Genomic DNA, 17,751 nt, shown 5'->3' on the forward strand with positions numbered 1-17,751 from the left:
GCGGGAACCCTTTTTTTTAAAAAAGGGTTCCCGCCCCCGGTTCTCCTCCTCTCTCCCGCAAGGAAACATCATGAGCAGGGTGTTTGGGATCATAGGGCATCCGCTGGGGCACACGCTGAGTCCTTTGGTGCACAATTGGGGCTTCAAGCGCTTTGGGATCAAGGCCCGGTATGAGGCTTGGCCGACGTTGCCCGAGGAGCTTGGGGCGTTCATGGTTCGGCTGCGCGAGACGCCGGTGGAGGGCCTCAGCGTCACCATTCCGCACAAGACGCCGGTCATGGCCTATGTCGATGCCGTAACGGACCTTGGCCGGTCGGTCGGGGCCGTCAACACGCTGTACTGGCGCGACGGGGAGCTGTGGGCGGAAAATACCGACGTCGAGGGCTTTTGCCGGCCGCTGGTCCTGCGCGGCATCGCGCCGCGCGCCGCCTTGATCCTCGGCTGCGGCGGCGTGGCCCGGGCGGCGGTGGCGGGGCTTGTGCGCCTGGGTGTGGAGCGGCTTGCCGTGACGGGGCGCAGCGCGGAAAAAGCCGCTGTGTTGGCTGGAGAATTCGGGCTGGAGCGGGTCGATTGGGACCGCCGGGCGGATTTCCCGGCCGGGCTTTTGGTCAATGCCACACCCATGGGCATGACCGGCCGGCTGGAGGGCCTTTCCCCCTATCCGGCCGAGGCGCTGGGGCCGGACCATGTGGTCTACGATCTGGTCTACACGCCCGATCCCACACACTTCGGCGCCGATGCGCTGGCGGCGGGGGGATTGGTCGTCTCGGGCATGGAAATGTTTCTGTATCAGGCGGTGGAACAGTTTCGCTTGTGGACGGGACGGATTTTGCCCGACGACGAGTTGCGAACGTTGCTGCGGAAAGCGCTTTACGGGGCTTGACGCAGGCAGAGCATCATTATAGCAAATGATTTCAATGCAGCCCGTTTCAATATGCGTTACAGTCTGATATTATTTGCGGTATGCAGCAGTTTATTTCGCTTCTCGATACCAGCACGATGGTGCTCATGTCGGCGATTTTGTTTTTTTCGCTGACTGGAGTTCTTACCTATACATATTTCTATAGAAAGACGTACCCTGGATTCGGCTCTTTCACGCTGGGGCAACTGGCATGGTGCGTCGGCCTTTTTTTGATTTTCTTCAGAGTGCTCGGCCCGGATCCCTCGTTGATTATCGGAAACAGCCTGATATTTTTGCAAGGGATTCTTTGGTATCGCGGCATTGCCCTGTATGGTGGAATAGATCATATCGGTCTGCGCAATTCCTTTACGATCGCCCTGGCTGTGCTCTGCGAATCGTGCCTGCTCTATTATACATTCGTCGATTTCGACACCTGCCGGAGAGTCTTTGTTTTTTCGACGTATTGCATGCTCGTCTACGGACGCATCGCCATAGAGCCTTTTGTTGTGCGCAACTGGCGTACTTATTCGATGCAAACTGTTTTTTCCGGGTTTCTTTTTTTCATTTCCGTCTCCTACGCCTTTCGTGCCAATGAATCGCTGGACGCGCTACAGTGCGCTCTTGGCGGCCCGGACCCCATCGTCAAGACGCTGCTTTTGGCCAGCATGCTTCTGATCCCGCTTTTGGCGTTCTGCCTGCTTTCCATGACGTCTGGCCGCGTTGAGGCGGAACTGCGCGAGGCCCGCGATGCGTTGCGCAAACAGGCGCAGACGGATTTCCTGACCGGTCTGCCCAACCGGCGGCATTTCCTACACCTGGCCGAAAAGGCCCTGGATCGGGCCAGGGAGCGTGGCGAGCCGGTGAGCTTCATCATGCTCGATCTGGACTATTTCAAGGACATCAACGACACCTACGGGCATCAGACCGGGGATGTCGTGCTGCGGGCCGTGGCCCGACGGCTGGCCGAGGCGCTTCGGGACGGCGACGAAATCGGACGCCTTGGCGGCGAGGAATTCGGCGTGTTGCTGCCGGGCCTGGACGGGAAGGACGCGGAAGAGGTTGCCGAGCGTTTGCGGCAGGCCGTGGCGGCCTTGTCCCCCGGCGGGCATACGGTGACGGCGAGCCTGGGGATGGCCTCGGGCGCGACGGGGCTCAACGCCCTGCTGGCCCGGGCCGACGGCTGTCTTTACGCAGCCAAGGGCGCGGGCCGCAACCGGGTCGTCGCCCAGGCCTGCCCGATGGTGGAATCACCGGAGGGGGCGTCGATCTGACATGGAAACATTGCGTCACGTGGTATCATTTTTCGAGGCCGTGGGGCAGGTGGCGGCGGTGGTCCTTCTCGCTGCCGGTCTCGTGCTCGTCTGCGGGCTGGCCTGGCTTGGCCGGGCGAGCCGGCGCATGGGGCCGCTTGTATCCCCGGCCGAAGGGCCGCTTCGTGCCGACGGGAAAAAGCCCAACTGGGTCGCCACCACGGCGTCTCCGAGGGATCCGCTGCATTTCGTCGCGCCCCGGCCCTGCGCCGAAAACCCCATCCCGGCCCTGGCCGCGTATCTGGAAAAAAACGGCTATGCCGTGCGTGTCGCCACCGGCCGCTATCTCCATGCCACCCAGTCCTCGTTCCGCTTCGGCTTCGTGGATGACGTGGAATTCCTCCACGACCCGCAGGCCGGGCTGCTGCATGCCCGGTCCGCCTCGCGCGTGGGGTATAGCGACCTTGGCGTCAACCGCCGCCGCCTGGAAACGATTTTTCGGGAAACGGGCTTGTAGCGCGGATTGGGGCTTTTGACGCCCTGCCCAGAGAATCATCACGCGGGCAGGATCTTCCCTGCCACGTCCTTTCGCAAAGATTTTGTCTGAAAGAAAGGAAGTGGTCTCGTTTGGAGAACTTCAACGACGAGAAAGTTTAGGAAAGGGAGAGCGCGAGAGGGGAGAACCCTTTTCAAAGGGTTTCCCCTCTCGCATGCTTCTCGCGCCCTTTTCCTAATCCTTGCGGATGGTAATCTGGGAGCCGGCCTGGAGGGCGCTTGGGCTTTTCATGTTGTTCCAGGCCATGAGCGAGGACGGTTCCACGTTGAATTTCTTGGCGATGCCCCAGACGGTCTCGCCCGGGCTGACCTTGTAATTGACGGACTTGGCAGCCTGGCGTTTTTGGGGCGTGGGCGGGGTTTTTGCGGCGGCGGGATGTTTTTCGGCCTGGGCCTGGGCCTTGGGGGCCCAGAGGTTCTTTTTCGTCGGTTCGGGATCGCGCGCGGCAAAGGTCCTGGGCCGCTGGCCCGAGCCCGGAATGGTCAGCGACTGACCGATGCGCACCACGCTCGAGGACAGGTTGTTGGCGGCGGCGAGCTGCCTGCTGTCCACGTTGAAGCGGCGGCTGATGCCGGAGAGGGTGTCCCCGGCACGCACGGTGTAGGTGGTGCTCGGCAGGGCCGCGGCGGCCACGGCCGGGGCGGACGATTTGCCGCCGGGGATGGAAAGCTTCTGGCCGGCGAGCAGGTCCCGGGCCGAGCGCAGGTGGTTGGCGGCCATGAGCGCGTCGGGGTCCACGTTGTACTTGTCGGCGATGCCGGAAATGGTCTCGCCGCGTTGCACGGTGTGGCTGGCGGAGGCGGTCTGGATCGACCGGGACGAGGCGCTTTGCGGGATGACGAGCCAGGCGCCGAGGGTGAGCCGGCCGGCACGCTTCATCCTGTTGGCGGCCATGAGCTCCTTGGTCGACACGCCGTACTTCCGGGCGATGCTGCCGATGGATTCGCCCTTGTTCACGCGGTGGCGCTGGGGCTTGGCCGCCGAGGCCAGCGCCTTGGGCGCACAGGCGGCCGCCGGGCCTTCGGCCAGGGCGGTGTTGTCGATGCTAAACGCGCTTGCGGCCACGCGCACGGTCTGGCCGGAGGGCAGGGTTTCGGGCAGCGAGGGGTTGAGCTGGCGCAGTTCGGCCACGGGCATGTTCGCCCGGCGGGCCAGGGCCCACCAGGTTTCGCCGGCCTGGGCGGTGACGGTCTGCAAGCCGCTCGACGGATAGTTGCCAGGGGTTTTCAGGTAGGCCAGGGCGATCGGTTCCTTGGCCACGGGCACGTAGACGTTGACCGTGGCGTCTGGGGGGCTGACCATGCGGCGAAAGCCGGGGTTGTATTCGCGGAACTGATCCCAACTCAGGCCGCAGGCCTGGGCCAGGGCGGCCAGATCCGTGCCGCCGGGAGCGGGCACTTCCTTGAGGTTGGGGCCGGCCTGCCAGTTGACCTTGTGGAAGCCGAGCGTCTGGAGATTCTGGAAGATCTTCAGTACCGCCAGGAACTTGGGCACGTAATGGCGGGTTTCGGCCTTGAGCAGCTTGGGGTCCTTGGCGATGTCGAAGAAGTCGCACTGGCCGCTTGCGGCCATGACCCGCGAGATCTTGCCTTCACCGGCGTTGTAGGCGGCCAGGGCCAGGTTCCAGTCGCCGAACATCTGGTAGAGTTTGCTCAGGTACTTGGCGGCGGCCACTGTGGATTTGTACGGGTCGCGGCGTTCGTCGACCCACCAGTCCACGGTCAGGCCGAAGCGGCGGGCGGTGTAGGGCATGAATTGCCACATGCCGCCGGCGCCGACCGGCGAATAGGCCATGGTGCTGTAACCGGATTCGATGAACGGAAGGACTATGAGGTCGGGAGGCAGGTTGTAGCTGGCCAGAACGGCCCGCACATAGGGCAGGTAGGGCTGGGCCCGGGTCAGCCATTTGTCCATGGTGCCGCGCTTGTCCATGGAGAAATACTGGAGGAACATCTGGACTTCCTCGTTGTCGGCCACGTCCAGATTGAACTGGATGGCGCCGCGCGAGGCCAGGGCTTCCTTTTCCTGCTTGGTCAGGGGGCGGCCGCGCTTGAGATCCTTGAGAATCTGGGTGGTGTCCCAGACTTCGGGCTCAAGATTGGCGCGCATATCGTTGTTTTTTTCGTATTTGTTTCCGGCGCAGCCGGACAGGACGAGCAGAACCGGCAGGATGGCAAAGAGGATATAACGGGCCATGCGGCTTTTCTCCAGGCGAAGGGAGCCGTCAGCCGGAAGGCGGCCGCGGCGGCGCTTTGGCAAAGGGATGCTTAACTGCGCTGATTTTTTAACGATTAGCGGATTGATAGACCAAAGTTGATGAAATTGCAAGGAAAAAAAAGCTTGTGGTTCCGGTCGCTTTGGGCCAAGAGGTGCCATGAGCCGGCATGACCGTAACAATCGTTTTTCGTCCGCGCCCCACTCGGGCGCAGCGCCGGAGCCCGGCGAACTGCTGCCCGGCCGCAAACCCGTGCGCGAACTTCTGGCCGAACGCCCGCGCGGCATCGACGACGTGCTGTTGCGCCAGGGCCTTCGCGGCCCGGACATCGACGCCATTGTCGCCGCCTGCCGCGAGGCCCGCGTGCGCTTCCGGTTCGTGGCGGCGGCCGACCTGGACCGGCTTTGTCCCGGCAATCATCAGGGCGTTGTGGCGAGGCTCGCCGCCGGCGAGCTGACCAGTCTCGATGACGTGCTGGCCGCGACCCGGGCCGCGCCGTTGCCGGTGGCCGTGGCCCTCGACCGGGTGCAGGACCCGGGCAACGTGGGCACGCTGGCCAGAACGCTTTTCGCCCTGGGCGGCGGCGGCATCCTTTTGCCCCGCCACGAGGGGGCGCGGCTTGGGCCGGGGGCGGCCAAGGCCTCGGCCGGAACGCTGGCCCGGCTGCCGGTGGCCAAGGTGACCAACCTGGCCCAGGCGCTGGATGCGGCCATCGAGGCGGGGTTTTCCATCGTCGGCGCGGCCGGGGAGCCGGAGGCGGACAATGCGCTTGAGGCCACGGCCGATTTCCCGCTGATCCTGGTGCTCGGCAACGAGGACGAGGGCATCCGGCAGGGGATACGCAAACGCTGCGGCCGGCTGTGGCGCATTCCCCAGGCCAGGCCCATCGATTCCCTGAACGTGGCCCAGGCCGGGGCGATCATTCTGGGGCGTCTGGCGGCGCTGAGGCGCTAGGCCGTCCGAGGTCTTCCTCGCGGCAGGTGGCCAGGGAAGCGCGCCGCAGCCGTTTGACCAGCCAGGGCGCTTCCCAATCGGGCGGGGCGCAGAAGGCGGCGTCCGGCAGGACAACCCGCCAGGCGTGCAGCCGCATGGGCGGCGGACCGCCGCCGTATTTCGGGTCGCCGACGATGGGGGCGCCGCGCGAGGCGAGCTGGGCCCGGATCTGCTGGGTGCGGCCCGTCTCAAGCCGGACCTCGACCAGGCTGGCCGTGTCCATCACCCCCAAAAGCCGCACCTTGCACACCGCATCCTTGCCGCCCGCGGACGGCTCCACCCGTTCGCGTCCCGGGCCGCCTTCCTTGGCCAGCCGGTCGCGCAACGTCACCCAATCGTTGGCTTCGCCAAGCGTCCATTCGCCCCAGACCCAGGCGAGGTAATCCTTGTGGGCCGTGCCCGTGGTCATGGCCTCGTGGATGGCGCGCAGGGCGCGGTAGGACTTGGCCACGAGGAGCACGCCGGTGGTGTCGCGGTCGAGCCGGTGGGCCGGTGTGGGGCGGAACGGGGCGTCGGGGTAGCGCGCGCGCAGGATGCTGGTCAGGGCGAAGGGATGGCCGGAGCCGGGATGGACGGGCAGGCCGGCCGGCTTGACGATGACGAGGATCTCGTCGTCCTCGTGGAGGATGTCCAGATCGTGGCCGCGCGGCGCAGCCGTCTTCGCCGGCGAGTTGCGCGGCTCCTTGATCTCGTAGGGCGGCATGCGCACGATCTGGCCGGCGGCCACACGGTCGAAGGGCTTGCAGCGCTTGCCGTCGATCCTGACTTGCCCGGTGCGGATGAATTTCTGCAAGGCGGTAGGGGGCACCGCGCCGTCCAGACGCCGGGCGAGATATTGGAGGAGCTTTTGCCCTCCCTCGGCCTCGGCCACGGTGAAATTTTGCACGGGTGTTTTCATCGTACCACCGGGGCTACGGATTCTCCCCCTTGAAAGTTTTTCGGGAGGGGAGCGCGAGGGGAACCCCTTTTTACAAAAAGGGGTTCCCCTCGCACCTTCTTTACCGCCTCCACTTCCACCTACGGCGCAAGCTTGAAGCGGCCGGAGTCCACGATGAGCATGATCATGGAGTCCGGGCCCAGTCCGTTATGGTCCTGGGAGGAGAGGTTGTAGACGCCGGAGACGCCGACCACGTGGTGGAGGTTTTCCAGGGCCTCGCGCAGGGCTTCGGGGTCGGCTTTGCCGGCCTTTTCCAGGCCGGCGCGCAGGAGGGTCAGGGCGTCGTAGGCGTAGCCGGAGTGGGTGTTGAGCGGGAATTTTTCCTGGATGCCGGCGTCGTTGTAGGCCTTGATGAAGGCCTCGATGACGATTTTCTGCGGGTCTTCGTCGGGCAGGGTTTCCGGGGCCATGAGCTTGGTGCCGGGCATGACCGTGCCGCCGGCGGCCTCGCCGGCCAGCTTCAGGTAATTGGGGCCGGGCTGGCCGTGGCATTCGACGAGCAGGGGGCGTTCGCCGGGCAGGGAGGCGAAGTTCTTGGCGGCGATGGCCCCGGCCGGGCCGATGGTCCAGACCACCACGGCCTGGGGCTTGGCGGCCTGCAGCTTGAAGGCCTGGGCCGAGAAATCCGTGCCCTTGGGATCGAAGGTTTCCGAGGCGATGATGTCGATGCCGAATTTGGAGGCGTTTTGCTTCAGCTCCGTCAGGCCGTCCTGGCCAAAAGCGTCCTTGGAGCTCATGACCGCGATCTTCGAGATGTTTTTGCCTTTGAGGTACTCGTAGATCTTGGCCACGGCCGTGGCGGTGCGCTGGGGGGCCTTGAAGGTCCAGTCGTAGGGGCCGAACTTGCCGCCGGCGATGACCGCGTCGCCGCCCACGGTCATGATGACCGGGACGTGCTTTTCCTCGGTGTATTTCTTGACGGCCAAGCCTTCGCCGGTGGAGGTCGGACCGACAATGGCCAGCACGTGGTCGCCCTCGACGAGCTTTCTGGCCTCGCGCAGGGCCACGTCCGGGGAGGACTCGGTGTCGTAGGCGATCAGCTTGAGCGGCCGGCCCAGGATACCGCCCATGGCGTTGATCTGTTTGACGGTCATTTCGGCCACGAGCTTGCTCGGGGTGCCGACCACGGCGGCCGGGCCGGACTGGGCGAAAAGCCCACCGATGACGATGGGGTCGCCGGTTGGGGCCGGGTGCTGTTCGGCCGGCTGCGCCGTGGCGGCGGGGGCCGGGCTCTGGCCGGCCTGCTGGGCCGCGGCGACAGCGGGTACAAGGAGCAATGCTGCGAGCAGCATGAGAATTTTGGCCATGCGGAAGCCTCCGGGGCGGATTGGTCTTGGCGAAAGCAGCCAGGAATTTTTACCGCAACCGGGGGCGAAGTAAATCATTTTTGCAAGGGGAAGGGGAAGGCGCCCGCCCGCCCCCGGGACAGGCGGGCGGGCGCATGGCCGGCGGCGGTGCTAGACGAGAAAGGGAAGGACTTTGCCGACACGCTGCAACACGTCGATGATCGTCGTGATGACGGTCGTCGCCATGCTGATCTTGTCCGCGTATCCCTTGAGTTTTTGTTTGAAGTCTTCCAATCCCTTGTTGGCAGTGTAAAATGCGTCAAAAATGCCGAGAAGTTGTTTGCTGTTTAACGTCAGCAGGATGCCGGCAAGTTTGCTGAGCTGGTCATTGCACATCTTGCCGCTTAAATAGACGCTGTCCTCGGTGAGATAATTACCACCCATCGCTCGGTGGACGACTTGAAGAAGCCGGGATGTCTCCCGCACATATTCGGCGGGATCGCTGCGAAGCGTATTCTCATTTTCCTTGAGGTAAGACTCGTAGGCGTCGATGGCCTGGATGATGCTTTTCGCGGCGTTTTCGCTTGCATATTTCGATTCCAGAATGCCTCGTGTTTCCAGAAGCTTATTCGAAAGCGACGCGCTTGAGGATTTCGCGGCGAGGAGGGCATTGGCCGGGGTGTAGTCCCGGATCAAGGCGACAAGCTTGCGTACCTCGGCCGGGAGTTGCTGCGTCTGCGCGTCGGCGCCAATCTCCCCATGGAGACTGCGTATGGTTTCGATATCCGTGGCCAGATTCGTGTACAGGGTGACAAGCGTGTCGATGTCGAGCGTCATGGCGTCATCCTCCCCTGGTTAAAGGGATGCTTTCGCGAACACGGTCTCAAACTGCTCAAGCTGCGCGGCGACAATGCCGAGTGCCCTGGCCAGGGTCTCCGTTTTTTTGTCCGTGATCGCTACGGGCAGGCTTGTAACGGCCGTTTCGTAAGCATCAAGGGCTTGTCGCAGGGCGGCGAGACTTTCGCAGGCCCTATCGCGTTTGTAGCGATAGGAATAGGCGGTCTTGCGGTTGGCCAAGATGTCGGCCGGTTTTGTGGCGAGCATGGCGGCCCTGTCGGCGGCATCCATGTATTGCTGCAAATTATCGCAGATCTGTTGACTGACTACCACGGCCACCGGCTTTTTCTGGTCTGGAACGCTGGCGCAGTATTGGGAGGAATCGGTCGTATCGCCACAGGTCCCTAGTTCATCTTTCAGGACTTCAACGAACGTAACGATATAAGGCGTGACATTCGCCAAAGATTCCCGGGCGATTTTTTGCTTTTTCTTCTCAAGAAACCAGTCGGCGATTTTGTTCGCTGCCGTGGCGACGGTATCCTTTGTTATGGTCTCGGGCAGGGTTACATTGGGAAGGATTTTATCCTTAAACGACTGGAGCACACCTGCCAGGTCGGTGATATTTGTTTCAAAACTGGAATTGATATCATCGGACATGATGTATTTAAGGTTCTGGGCGTATTTCTTCAATGTCGTGAAAAGCAATTTTCTGAAGGTAAGCTCTTGTGAAGGAAGGTAGCTCAGTTGATAATGAAGGATGCTGATGTTTTTATCGATGCTGGCAAGGTATTGATCCTTCTGAAAATTCTCGTGAAGATCAAACATATAACCGTAGAACTTCATGGTGTCGTCGGACAGTCTGTCCGTGTTGGTGGAAAAACTGCTGAGTTGCGTAAGCGAGGCCTTGGAGGCACACCCGCCCAGAAGAAAGAGCAGCAATCCGAAGGCAATGAGGAAGGCGTGATTTGTAAGACGATGGGGGTTGAACCTGCATGCGACCATGGCAAGACCCTCCTTCGGGCTATGCGGCACGCCCAGCGGTTTGGAAACTATTCATTAATATTTAGGCCTTGATATACGGATATAAAATACAAAACGGAAATTTTCGTCAATAAAAAAAGAAATTATTTATAAGATATAGGATAAAAACGTTTATTTGCGCAGCCGCTATTTGCGCAGCCGCCGGAATCCGGCCAAAAGCGCCGCGCCCAGAAGCAGCCCGTTGACCAGGGTGCGGGCGTCGCCCAGGAATTGGAGATGGCTCATGGCCGTCTCCAGCACAAGGGCGGCGAAAAGCGGGCGCAGGAGGTTGCCCGGACCGCCGATAACGAGGAACAACAGTGCCTTGAGCGAGAGCTCCAGGTTGAACTGCTCGGGGCTTATAAAGCCGGTGTAGTGGCCGTAAAGCAGGCCGGCCGCGGCCGAAAAGGCCCCGCCCAGGCCGAAGGACACGGCCCGCGCCGCCGGCCGGTCGATGCCCAGGCTCGAAGCGGCGAAACGGTCGTCGCGGCAGGCGGCCAGGGCCCGTCCCAGCCGGCTGTCGCGCACGGCCAGGAACACGTAGGCCCCCACGGCCAAAAGCAGGACGAAAAGGAAAAAAGTCACCCGGTCCCCGGCCAGCTCGCCCAGCCCCGGCAGCGCCAGCTTGCGCTCCACCATGAGCCCGGCCGAACCGCCGGTGACGTTTTCGAGGGTGAGCGCCACATTGATGCACACGAGCGACACGCACAGCGTGGCCATGGCCAGAAACCCTTTGCCGAGGCGTTCCATGGGGCGGCTTATAAGGGCCGCCAGAAGCCCCGTGCCAAGGACCACCGCCGGGGCGATGACAAGCGTCGCCCCGGGATAGCGGGCATGCAGCAGCACCGAGGCATAGGCTCCGATGCCGGCGAAAGCCCCCTGGGCCAGGGAAATCTGGCCGCCGAGGCCGAGGCAGAAATTGAGCGCCAGGACGTTTGCCGCCAGAAACATGTGCTGGTTGACGCCGATGAGCTGGTAGCCCGGGGTGAAAAGGCCCACCGCGAGCAACGCCCCGAAAAAAAACGCCAGCGAGATCTTGCGGGAAACGGCTACGGCGGTCACGGGCGTTCGGCCTCGGTCTCGCCCGGGGCGAGGACGAGCAGGACGATGATGAGGGCGTAGGTGGCGATTTCCTTGAGTTCCCCGGAAAGCAGCAGCACCAGCGCCGCCTCGATAAGCCCCAGGGCCAGCCCGCCCAGAAACACCCGGCCAAGCGAAACGTAGCCCCCGATGGTGGCCGCGGCGAACCCCTTGAGCCCAAGTCCGAGCCCCATGTCGTAGCGAAGCCCGGTTTGCGGCCCGACGGCCAAAGCGGCCAGAGCGGCCAGCCCCCCGGCCAGGGCGAAGGACAGGGCATGGCAAAAAACCGGGTTTATGCCCATGAGCCGCGCCGCCACGGCGTTTTGCGAGGTGGCCCGAAGCGCCCGGCCAAGGCGCGTGTATTTGAGGAAAAGCCCGAGCGCCAGCGCGCTGCAAACGGCCAGCACGAGCCCGGTCGCCGTGTCGCGGCCGAGAAAAAGCGGCCCCAGGCGCACATCGGGCAGGGGAAGCAGGCGCGGGGGCATGAGCGGATTTTTGCCCCAGGCCAAAATGGCCACGCCCTGGAACACCAGGCTCGCCGCCACGGTGAGCATGAGCTGCTTAAGCGGCGAGGCGCGAAGCGAAAGCCCGAGCGTGGTGGCGAAAAGCACCCGGCCCAGGGAAAAGCCGGCCACGATGGCGGCCGAGACCGCCAGCAGCGGGGAAAGGTGGACGCAGCCGGCCAGGGTGGCCAGGCACAGTCCGCCGAGAAGCAGCAGTTCGCCCTGGGCGAAGTTGATCAGCCGGCTGGCGCTGTAGATCAGGGAAAAGCCCAGGGCCATAAGACCGTAGACGGCTCCCAAGGCCAGTCCAGAGTTGACGATCTGGGCCAGATACAGGGCGAACACAGGCGACCTCGCCGGGGCAAACGGGTTGGGGCACAAAAAAAGCCGGGAGAACCGCCGCAAAATGCGGTTCTCCCGGCTTGGCGTCAAGAGGAAAGGGCTATTGGCCGCCCATATCGATGCCGAACTCGCCGGGCTGGCTCATGCTCGTGGTGTCGAGCTTGTAGGCGAGCACGATGGTGCGGCGGGCGTAGACGCCTGTGGCGCCCGGCCAGGTGTTGATGCACACCACCAGTTCCTTCTGGCCGTCGTTGTCGATGTCGGCCAGGGCGTAGCCCGTGATGGTGCCCTTGATGCGGCGGGTCTTCCACAAAAGGCTCATGCCCACGCCGTCCCAGTACAGGGAGTGGATTTCACCCTGGGAGAAGGTGCGGAATGTTTCGAAGAACTGGGCGGCAAGGGAGATGTTCTTGCTCACCAGCAGTTCGAAACGGTCGCCCTTGTCCAGGTTGGTCACGAGCATGGGCAGCGGGATGTAATAGTATGTCCAGAGGTAGTCGGACTTGGGCTTTTCCATGGGGGCCATGAGCGAGTCGTACTCCAGGCCGATGGCCGAGCCGCAGTATTGATCCTCCGTGGCGGCCACGCGTTCGCCCTTGGCCGTGTAGACGACCAGGTGGTCCTTGTCGTCGTTCAGGATGACTTTATAGCCGCTTTTCTCGGGCAGGTAGACGAAGTTGAAGGGGTTGGCCTTGCTCGGCAGGTTCAGCCGCGTGGAAAGCGCGGGCTGGCCGCCGGAGAAGATGACGTTGTGAACGCCCTGGACGAACAGGTCCTTGGGATCGCCCTTGGACCCGACGAGCTGCCGGGAGAAGTCCGGCGGCACGGTGGCCACGTTCAGGTACAGCTTGATGTCCTTGTAAAGCTCTTTGAGATGGTTGCCGTCGAGCTGGAGGATGAAGGAACGGGGGTCCTTGAAATAACGGCTCGAGACGATGATCTCGGCCTTGCCGTCGCCGTTGATGTCAAGGGTGCTGATTTTCAGCAGCTTGATGTTGGGCGGCACCTCGTACTTGGCCACGGGCAGCAGCTGGCGGTCCTTGTAGGCGAAGACCTGCACGGAATGGTCGCCCAGGATGGCCACCTCGTTTTTCCCGGTGCCGCTCAGGTTGTCGATGGCGATGCCGCGGGAGACGAACGGCATGGACTGGCTGCGCCACACGCCCGGGGAATCGGCCGGACCGGCGTAGCGGAAGTTCGGGTTGAGGTAGACCTTCTGGTTCTGGTTGGTCTGGTTGACCACGAAATTCGGGTTCATCTGGTTGACGGCGGCGTCGCCCTTGGCGGCGGGGCGCTGGAAGATCTCGTTGTTGAGCGACTGGGCCGTGCGTTCCATGGCCGGGATGAGGTCGCCCATCTTGGTGGTGAAGTTTTTCGGCCATTTCTGGCCGTTTTGGCCGATCACCATGATGTCCACGCTGGCCTGTTCGCCGGAGACGGTGATGGAGCCGTAGGCGAGGTAGTCCGCGCCGATGTCGGCCAGGGTTTTTTTGGCCTCGGCCTCGGAGCCGGGAGCCTTGGCCAGCCGGGACCCGACCTTGCTCTTGTCCATGGGCGCGAGGTGCCCGGGCCAGTTCATGCGCGATTCGAGCATGCTCTGGGCGCCCTGGCTCAGGTACTGGTATTTCTCGGGACCGTGGACGGCAAAGGGCGCCACGGCGTAGGTCTTGGCCGAAGCGGCCAGGGCCAGGGACGGCAAGCACAAAAGGGCCACCGCCAGAAGGGCAAGGCGACGGAAAAGCGTCATAGTGGGGTTCCTCCGGGTCCCATGGGGACCGTTTTGTCCGGGAACGCGGCCGTGGCATCGGGCCAAAACACCGCGAGGCCCTGCATTACTATCAAAGACGACGCCCTTGCAAGGGCCGGTTTCCGCGTTGTCACGAACCCGGGAACGGGCCTGGCGCGCCGCCCGGGCGACGCCGTGCTGTTGAACATGGCCGTCCGATATGGTTGTATGGGCAAAAGCGGCCGGTAGCGACCGACAAGGGATTCGCGCATGTTTGTGCCTGATGTCCTCCGTAGCGGCGGCCTTGGCGTCGCCCGCTGGCCGCGCCACGCGCGGCGGCTTGTCTTAAGCGCCCTGGTCGGCGTGGTCGCGGGGCTTGGGGCCGTCTTTTTCGATGCCATGCTGGTGCACGCCCTGACCTGGCTGGTCGAGGTCCCCATGGCCTGGGCGCGCCACGGCATCGCCTTCCAGCCCGTCGCGCCCGGCATGCACGCCCCGGTCGTCAGCTGGATCATCATTCCCATCGCCGGCCTCGGCGGGCTGGCCTCGGGCCTGCTCGTCTTCTGCATCGCCCCCGAGGCCGAGGGCCACGGCACCGACGCCATGATCGAGTCGTTCCATCTGCGCGGCGGTTACGTGCGCAAGCGCGCCCCGATCATCAAGTTCGTCGCCTCCGCCCTGACCATCGGCTCGGGCGGCTCGGCCGGCAAGGAAGGCCCCATCGCCCAGATCGGCTCGGGATTCGGCTCCATTCTGGCCTCCTGGCTCAAGCTCGACACCGCCGACCGGCGCGTGCTGCTTCTGGCCGGGGCGGCCGGCGGCATCGGGGCCATTTTCCAGGCGCCCCTCGGGGCGGCGCTTTTCGTGCCCGGCGTGCTTTACCGCGACACGGAATACGAATTCGAGGCGCTCCTTTCCTGCATCATCGCCTCCATCGCCGCCTACGCCGTCTTTTCCCAGGTGTTCGGCCGGCAGGCCCTTTTCACCCCCGGGCCCGTGCATTTCGCCATGCCGGTGGAACTCCTGCCCTGTCTCATCTTCGGCGTGCTGTGCGCCGGGTGCGGTTACATCTACATCAAGGTTTTTTACGGGCTGCGCGACTACTTCTTCAACCCCCTGCCCATCCCGCGCATGTTCAAGCCCGCCGTCGGCGGCTTGTTGCTCGGCTGCGTGGCCTGGCGGTTTCCGGAGATCATCGACGGGGGCTACGTCTGGATACAGACCGCCCTGGACGGGAAAATGTTGTGGCAGACCATGGCCGCGCTGGTGTTTTTGAAAATCGTGGCCACGTCGTTCACCATCGCTTCCGGCGGCTCGGGCGGCGTGTTCGGGCCGTCGGTTTTTATCGGGGCCATGCTTGGCGGGGCTTTCGGGGAACTCGGCCATGCCCTTTTTCCGAATCTCGTGGTCAATCCCGGCTCGTTCGTGCTGATCGGCATGGGCGGCTTTTTTTCCGGCGTGGCCAAGGTGCCCATCGCCTCGGTCATCATGGCCAGCGAAATGTGCTCGAGCTACACGCTGCTCGTGCCGCTGCTTCTGGTCTCCACCATCACCTTCCTGCTTTTGCCCCGCAAGGTGACGCTCTACGAAAAGCAGATGGACAATAGGCTGGCTTCACCGGCCCATATCGGCGAGTTCGCCCGGGGCATCCTGTCGCGCATGACCGTGGGCGAGGCCATCCGGCAGCGGCCGGTGAGCGTGATCGCCGAGAACATGCCCTTTCACGCCCTGGTCAAAGCCGTGACCAACTCCACGGAATCGTATTTCCCGGTGGTGGACAAAAGCGGCAAGATGACGGGCATTCTTTCGGTCAACGACCTGCGCGAGGTGCTTTTCGACGACAGCCTGCGGGACCTCGTGGTGGCCAAGGACGTGGCCACCGCGCAGGTGGCCCGCGTGCGCTTGGGCGATTCCCTGGAAACGGCCCTGGACATCATGGCCAGGCTGCAAATCGACGAACTGCCCGTGGTGCCCGACGACCGGTCCGACGAAATCGAGGCCATGCTGTCCAAGCAGGACATCATCGACCACTACCACGACTGCTGCCTGATCTGATCCGTCCCCGATTCGTCGCCGAAACTTCGTTCGCCGCCTCTTGTCTTGTCCGGACCTTGGGACTATCCCGTCCCGGACGATCAAAGAGGCTTTATGTCCCAATCACGGTTCGCCGTCCTCTGCGGCGCGCTGGCCCTGGTTTTCGCGCTGGCCGCGTCCGCCTCGGCCGACCCTCCCTCCAATACGCCGCCCGGAAGCACCGTCGCCGCCGTGGACGCCGGGCACATCCTGCGCCGCGTGAACCGCAAGCTTCTCGGCATCGACGTCGACTATCTGCTCGACGCCGACGTCAATCGCCGCCCCGGCGCGCGCAAGCTGGCCCACGCCATCCTGGACCTCGGGGCCGGCACCCTGCGCTATCCCGGCGGCGAGAAATCCGACGGCATGCTCTGGGCCGCGCCGCCGGCCTTTCGCCGTCCCCGCCCGACCCTGGCCCGGCTCGGCCCCGACGAATGGCCCTCCAACGACGCCCGCGTCTACGACCTCCACGGGAACCGCTACGTCCGCAAACCCCTCGACTTCGACGCCTTCATCCGTCTGTGCCGGCAGACCGGGGCCGAGCCGGTGGTGGTCGTGGCCTACGACTCCATGTACCGCCCCGGCGGTCCGGGCGAGACCGTGCCGGATAGGGCCACGCTGCTCAAAAACGCCGTATCCTGGGTGCGCTACGCCAATATAGAGCGCCGCTACGGTGTGAAATATTGGGAAATCGGCAACGAATCCTACTTCTACGTCTACAACGGCGGGGCCAAGGCCGCCGACTACGCCCAGGACCTGCCCGTTTTCGCCGCGGCCATGAAAGGCGTGGACCCAACCATCAAGATCGGAGCCAACGGCCCCTCCGGCGCGGACGACGTGGGCTCCCTCGACAACGTAAACGGCATCACCACCCCGTGGTGGCGGGCCGTGTTCGGCCTGGCCGCCGACAGCATCGATTTCGTCTCCGTCCACGAATATCCCTGCTACGCCTGGTACGGTTACGACTACTACCGCGACAGCCCGGTGCGCATGCTCGGCGTGTCCGAAATCGACAAGGCCGCCCGGCGCTACGGTCCGCCCGGCCTGGCCGACCGCCTGCGCTACCTTCTGACCGAAACCAACTCCGCCGACTGGTACGCCCATCCCCAAAACCTGGGCTGGAAACACGAAAACACCCTCGGCCACGCGCTGGTGCTCTTCGATATGCTCGCCCAGGCCATAAGCGACCCCCGCGTGGTCACGGCCCAAATCTGGACCACGCGCTGGCTCAACAACGATACCGCTCCGGAACTCTGGGACGCCCTGGACAGCCGCAACCGGCCGCTGCCCACCGGGCTGGCCCTCAAACTCCTGGCGAGAAACCTCGGCACGGCTCTCGTGGGCGCGACCGACGGCGACAAGGTGCGCGTCGTCGCCGCCCGCAACGACCGTACCCGGCAACTCACTGTCTTCCTCATCAACAAGGACACGTCCCGTGACCTCGTCTTGCATCTAAACGGCGGCCGCCCGGGCCGCAACGCCGCGCGACAGGTCTGGTCCGGTTCGGGGCCGGACGACAAACGTCCCGTCCTGCGCGCCGAAGCCCCCGTCGCCATAGCCAAAGGCCAGGCCCGCCTTACCCTGCCGCCCGTGTCGCTTACCGTGCTTACGGTACCTTTTCGGCCGGACGATATCGGGAAATTGCGGGCGCAGCGCACGCGATGGAGGAGGACGGCGCCTTCGGCGAGGAGCCGGGGCGCTGCCCCGGGCCCGGGCAGGAGAGGCTCTGCCTCTCCTGCACCTCTCCGCCGGGGGGCTTGATGCCCCCCGGGCCCCCCTTTACCGGGTTGGGCTGGTGGGATGGGAGTGCTGTTGTGTGGGTTGGTGCTGGGGGCGGTGTTGTCGGGCGGCGGGACGACGTATGTTAGTTGCCGCAATCGGCCCGGCGGCACGAGGCGCTTCGCGCCTCGACGCCGGACGCGATTGCGGCAACAACCACGCCAGCGGCGAAGCGCCGCATTCAAGAAAATTGAAAATCGCTCTAAATGGAGTTGGTCTGCCTCAACCCCTTTGAAAGTTTTTTGGGGAGGGT

At 63.9% G+C, this 17,751-nt stretch carries 15 protein-coding genes; 6 read left to right on the forward strand and 9 right to left on the reverse strand.

Annotated features, from left to right (window positions below; all coding sequences use genetic code 11):
- The first annotated feature begins 70 nt into the window (after positions 1-70).
- Entirely contained in the window at positions 71-883 is an 813-nt protein-coding gene (locus DESFRDRAFT_RS19715; RefSeq protein WP_005996942.1) for a shikimate dehydrogenase family protein, read from the forward strand.
- A gap of 56 nt (positions 884-939) precedes the next feature.
- Here DESFRDRAFT_RS19715 and DESFRDRAFT_RS23055 read toward each other — a convergent pair whose 3' ends face one another.
- Positions 940-1,437: a hypothetical protein gene (locus tag DESFRDRAFT_RS23055; RefSeq protein WP_233489662.1), complete on the reverse strand. Its 498-nt coding sequence runs from the start codon at positions 1,435-1,437 to the stop codon at positions 940-942.
- Between DESFRDRAFT_RS23055 and DESFRDRAFT_RS23060 the strand changes: the two genes are divergently transcribed.
- Complete coding sequence (locus DESFRDRAFT_RS23060) at positions 1,432-2,172, forward strand: GGDEF domain-containing protein (RefSeq protein ID WP_233489663.1); 741 nt, start codon at positions 1,432-1,434, stop codon at positions 2,170-2,172. The two genes, DESFRDRAFT_RS23055 and DESFRDRAFT_RS23060, sit on opposite strands and share 6 nt — an antisense overlap.
- Before the next feature lies 1 nt (position 2,173).
- The gene (locus DESFRDRAFT_RS19725; RefSeq protein ID WP_005996944.1) at positions 2,174-2,668 is read left to right on the forward strand and encodes a DUF1499 domain-containing protein; all 495 of its coding nucleotides are present in this window, start codon (positions 2,174-2,176) and stop codon (positions 2,666-2,668) included.
- Positions 2,669-2,881: 213 nt separating this feature from the next.
- Here the strand turns inward: DESFRDRAFT_RS19725 and DESFRDRAFT_RS19730 are convergent, their stop codons facing one another.
- The gene (locus DESFRDRAFT_RS19730) at positions 2,882-4,903 is read right to left on the reverse strand and encodes a LysM peptidoglycan-binding domain-containing protein (RefSeq protein ID WP_005996945.1); all 2,022 of its coding nucleotides are present in this window, start codon (positions 4,901-4,903) and stop codon (positions 2,882-2,884) included.
- 178 nt (positions 4,904-5,081) lie between these two features.
- On the opposite strand from DESFRDRAFT_RS19730, the gene DESFRDRAFT_RS19735 reads away from it, so the two are divergent.
- Positions 5,082-5,876: a TrmH family RNA methyltransferase gene (locus DESFRDRAFT_RS19735; RefSeq protein ID WP_005996946.1), complete on the forward strand. Its 795-nt coding sequence runs from the start codon at positions 5,082-5,084 to the stop codon at positions 5,874-5,876.
- Here DESFRDRAFT_RS19735 and DESFRDRAFT_RS19740 read toward each other — a convergent pair.
- The 7 genes from DESFRDRAFT_RS19740 to DESFRDRAFT_RS19770 all read right to left on the reverse strand — a co-directional run bounded on the left by DESFRDRAFT_RS19740 (position 5,842) and on the right by DESFRDRAFT_RS19770 (position 13,667).
- Complete coding sequence (locus DESFRDRAFT_RS19740; protein ID WP_005996947.1) at positions 5,842-6,813, reverse strand: RluA family pseudouridine synthase; 972 nt, start codon at positions 6,811-6,813, stop codon at positions 5,842-5,844. The two genes, DESFRDRAFT_RS19735 and DESFRDRAFT_RS19740, sit on opposite strands and share 35 nt — an antisense overlap.
- A gap of 119 nt (positions 6,814-6,932) precedes the next feature.
- Positions 6,933-8,159: an ABC transporter substrate-binding protein gene (locus tag DESFRDRAFT_RS19745; RefSeq protein ID WP_005996948.1), complete on the reverse strand. Its 1,227-nt coding sequence runs from the start codon at positions 8,157-8,159 to the stop codon at positions 6,933-6,935.
- A gap of 150 nt (positions 8,160-8,309) precedes the next feature.
- A complete protein-coding gene (locus DESFRDRAFT_RS19750; RefSeq protein ID WP_005996951.1) occupies positions 8,310-8,975 on the reverse strand; it encodes a hypothetical protein in 666 nt (221 codons plus the stop codon).
- 18 nt (positions 8,976-8,993) lie between these two features.
- Positions 8,994-9,977 carry a hypothetical protein gene (locus tag DESFRDRAFT_RS19755; protein ID WP_005996953.1) on the reverse strand — a complete coding sequence of 328 codons (984 nt, stop codon included), beginning with the start codon at positions 9,975-9,977 and terminating at the stop codon, positions 8,994-8,996.
- 165 nt (positions 9,978-10,142) lie between these two features.
- A complete protein-coding gene (locus DESFRDRAFT_RS19760; protein ID WP_005996956.1) occupies positions 10,143-11,057 on the reverse strand; it encodes a branched-chain amino acid ABC transporter permease in 915 nt (304 codons plus the stop codon).
- On the reverse strand, positions 11,054-11,923 hold the full coding sequence (locus DESFRDRAFT_RS19765) for a branched-chain amino acid ABC transporter permease (RefSeq protein WP_005996957.1): 870 nt from the start codon (positions 11,921-11,923) through the stop codon (positions 11,054-11,056). The genes DESFRDRAFT_RS19760 and DESFRDRAFT_RS19765 overlap by 4 nt, the downstream gene beginning before the upstream one ends.
- A 97-nt stretch (positions 11,924-12,020) precedes the next feature.
- Positions 12,021-13,667, reverse strand: a complete 1,647-nt coding sequence (locus tag DESFRDRAFT_RS19770; RefSeq protein WP_005996959.1) for an FG-GAP repeat domain-containing protein — start codon at positions 13,665-13,667, stop codon at positions 12,021-12,023.
- Positions 13,668-13,916: 249 nt separating this feature from the next.
- On the opposite strand from DESFRDRAFT_RS19770, the gene DESFRDRAFT_RS19780 reads away from it, so the two are divergent.
- Together DESFRDRAFT_RS19780 and DESFRDRAFT_RS19785 are read left to right on the forward strand one after the other, a co-directional pair.
- Positions 13,917-15,701: a chloride channel protein gene (locus DESFRDRAFT_RS19780; protein WP_005996961.1), complete on the forward strand. Its 1,785-nt coding sequence runs from the start codon at positions 13,917-13,919 to the stop codon at positions 15,699-15,701.
- 93 nt (positions 15,702-15,794) lie between these two features.
- Positions 15,795-17,480 (forward strand): hypothetical protein, encoded by a 1,686-nt coding sequence (locus DESFRDRAFT_RS19785; protein ID WP_005996963.1) that lies wholly within the window; start codon positions 15,795-15,797, stop codon positions 17,478-17,480.
- Positions 17,481-17,751 lie beyond the last annotated feature (271 nt).

It is taken from the genome of Solidesulfovibrio fructosivorans JJ] (assembly GCF_000179555.1).
Lineage (GTDB): Bacteria > Desulfobacterota > Desulfovibrionia > Desulfovibrionales > Desulfovibrionaceae > Solidesulfovibrio > Solidesulfovibrio fructosivorans.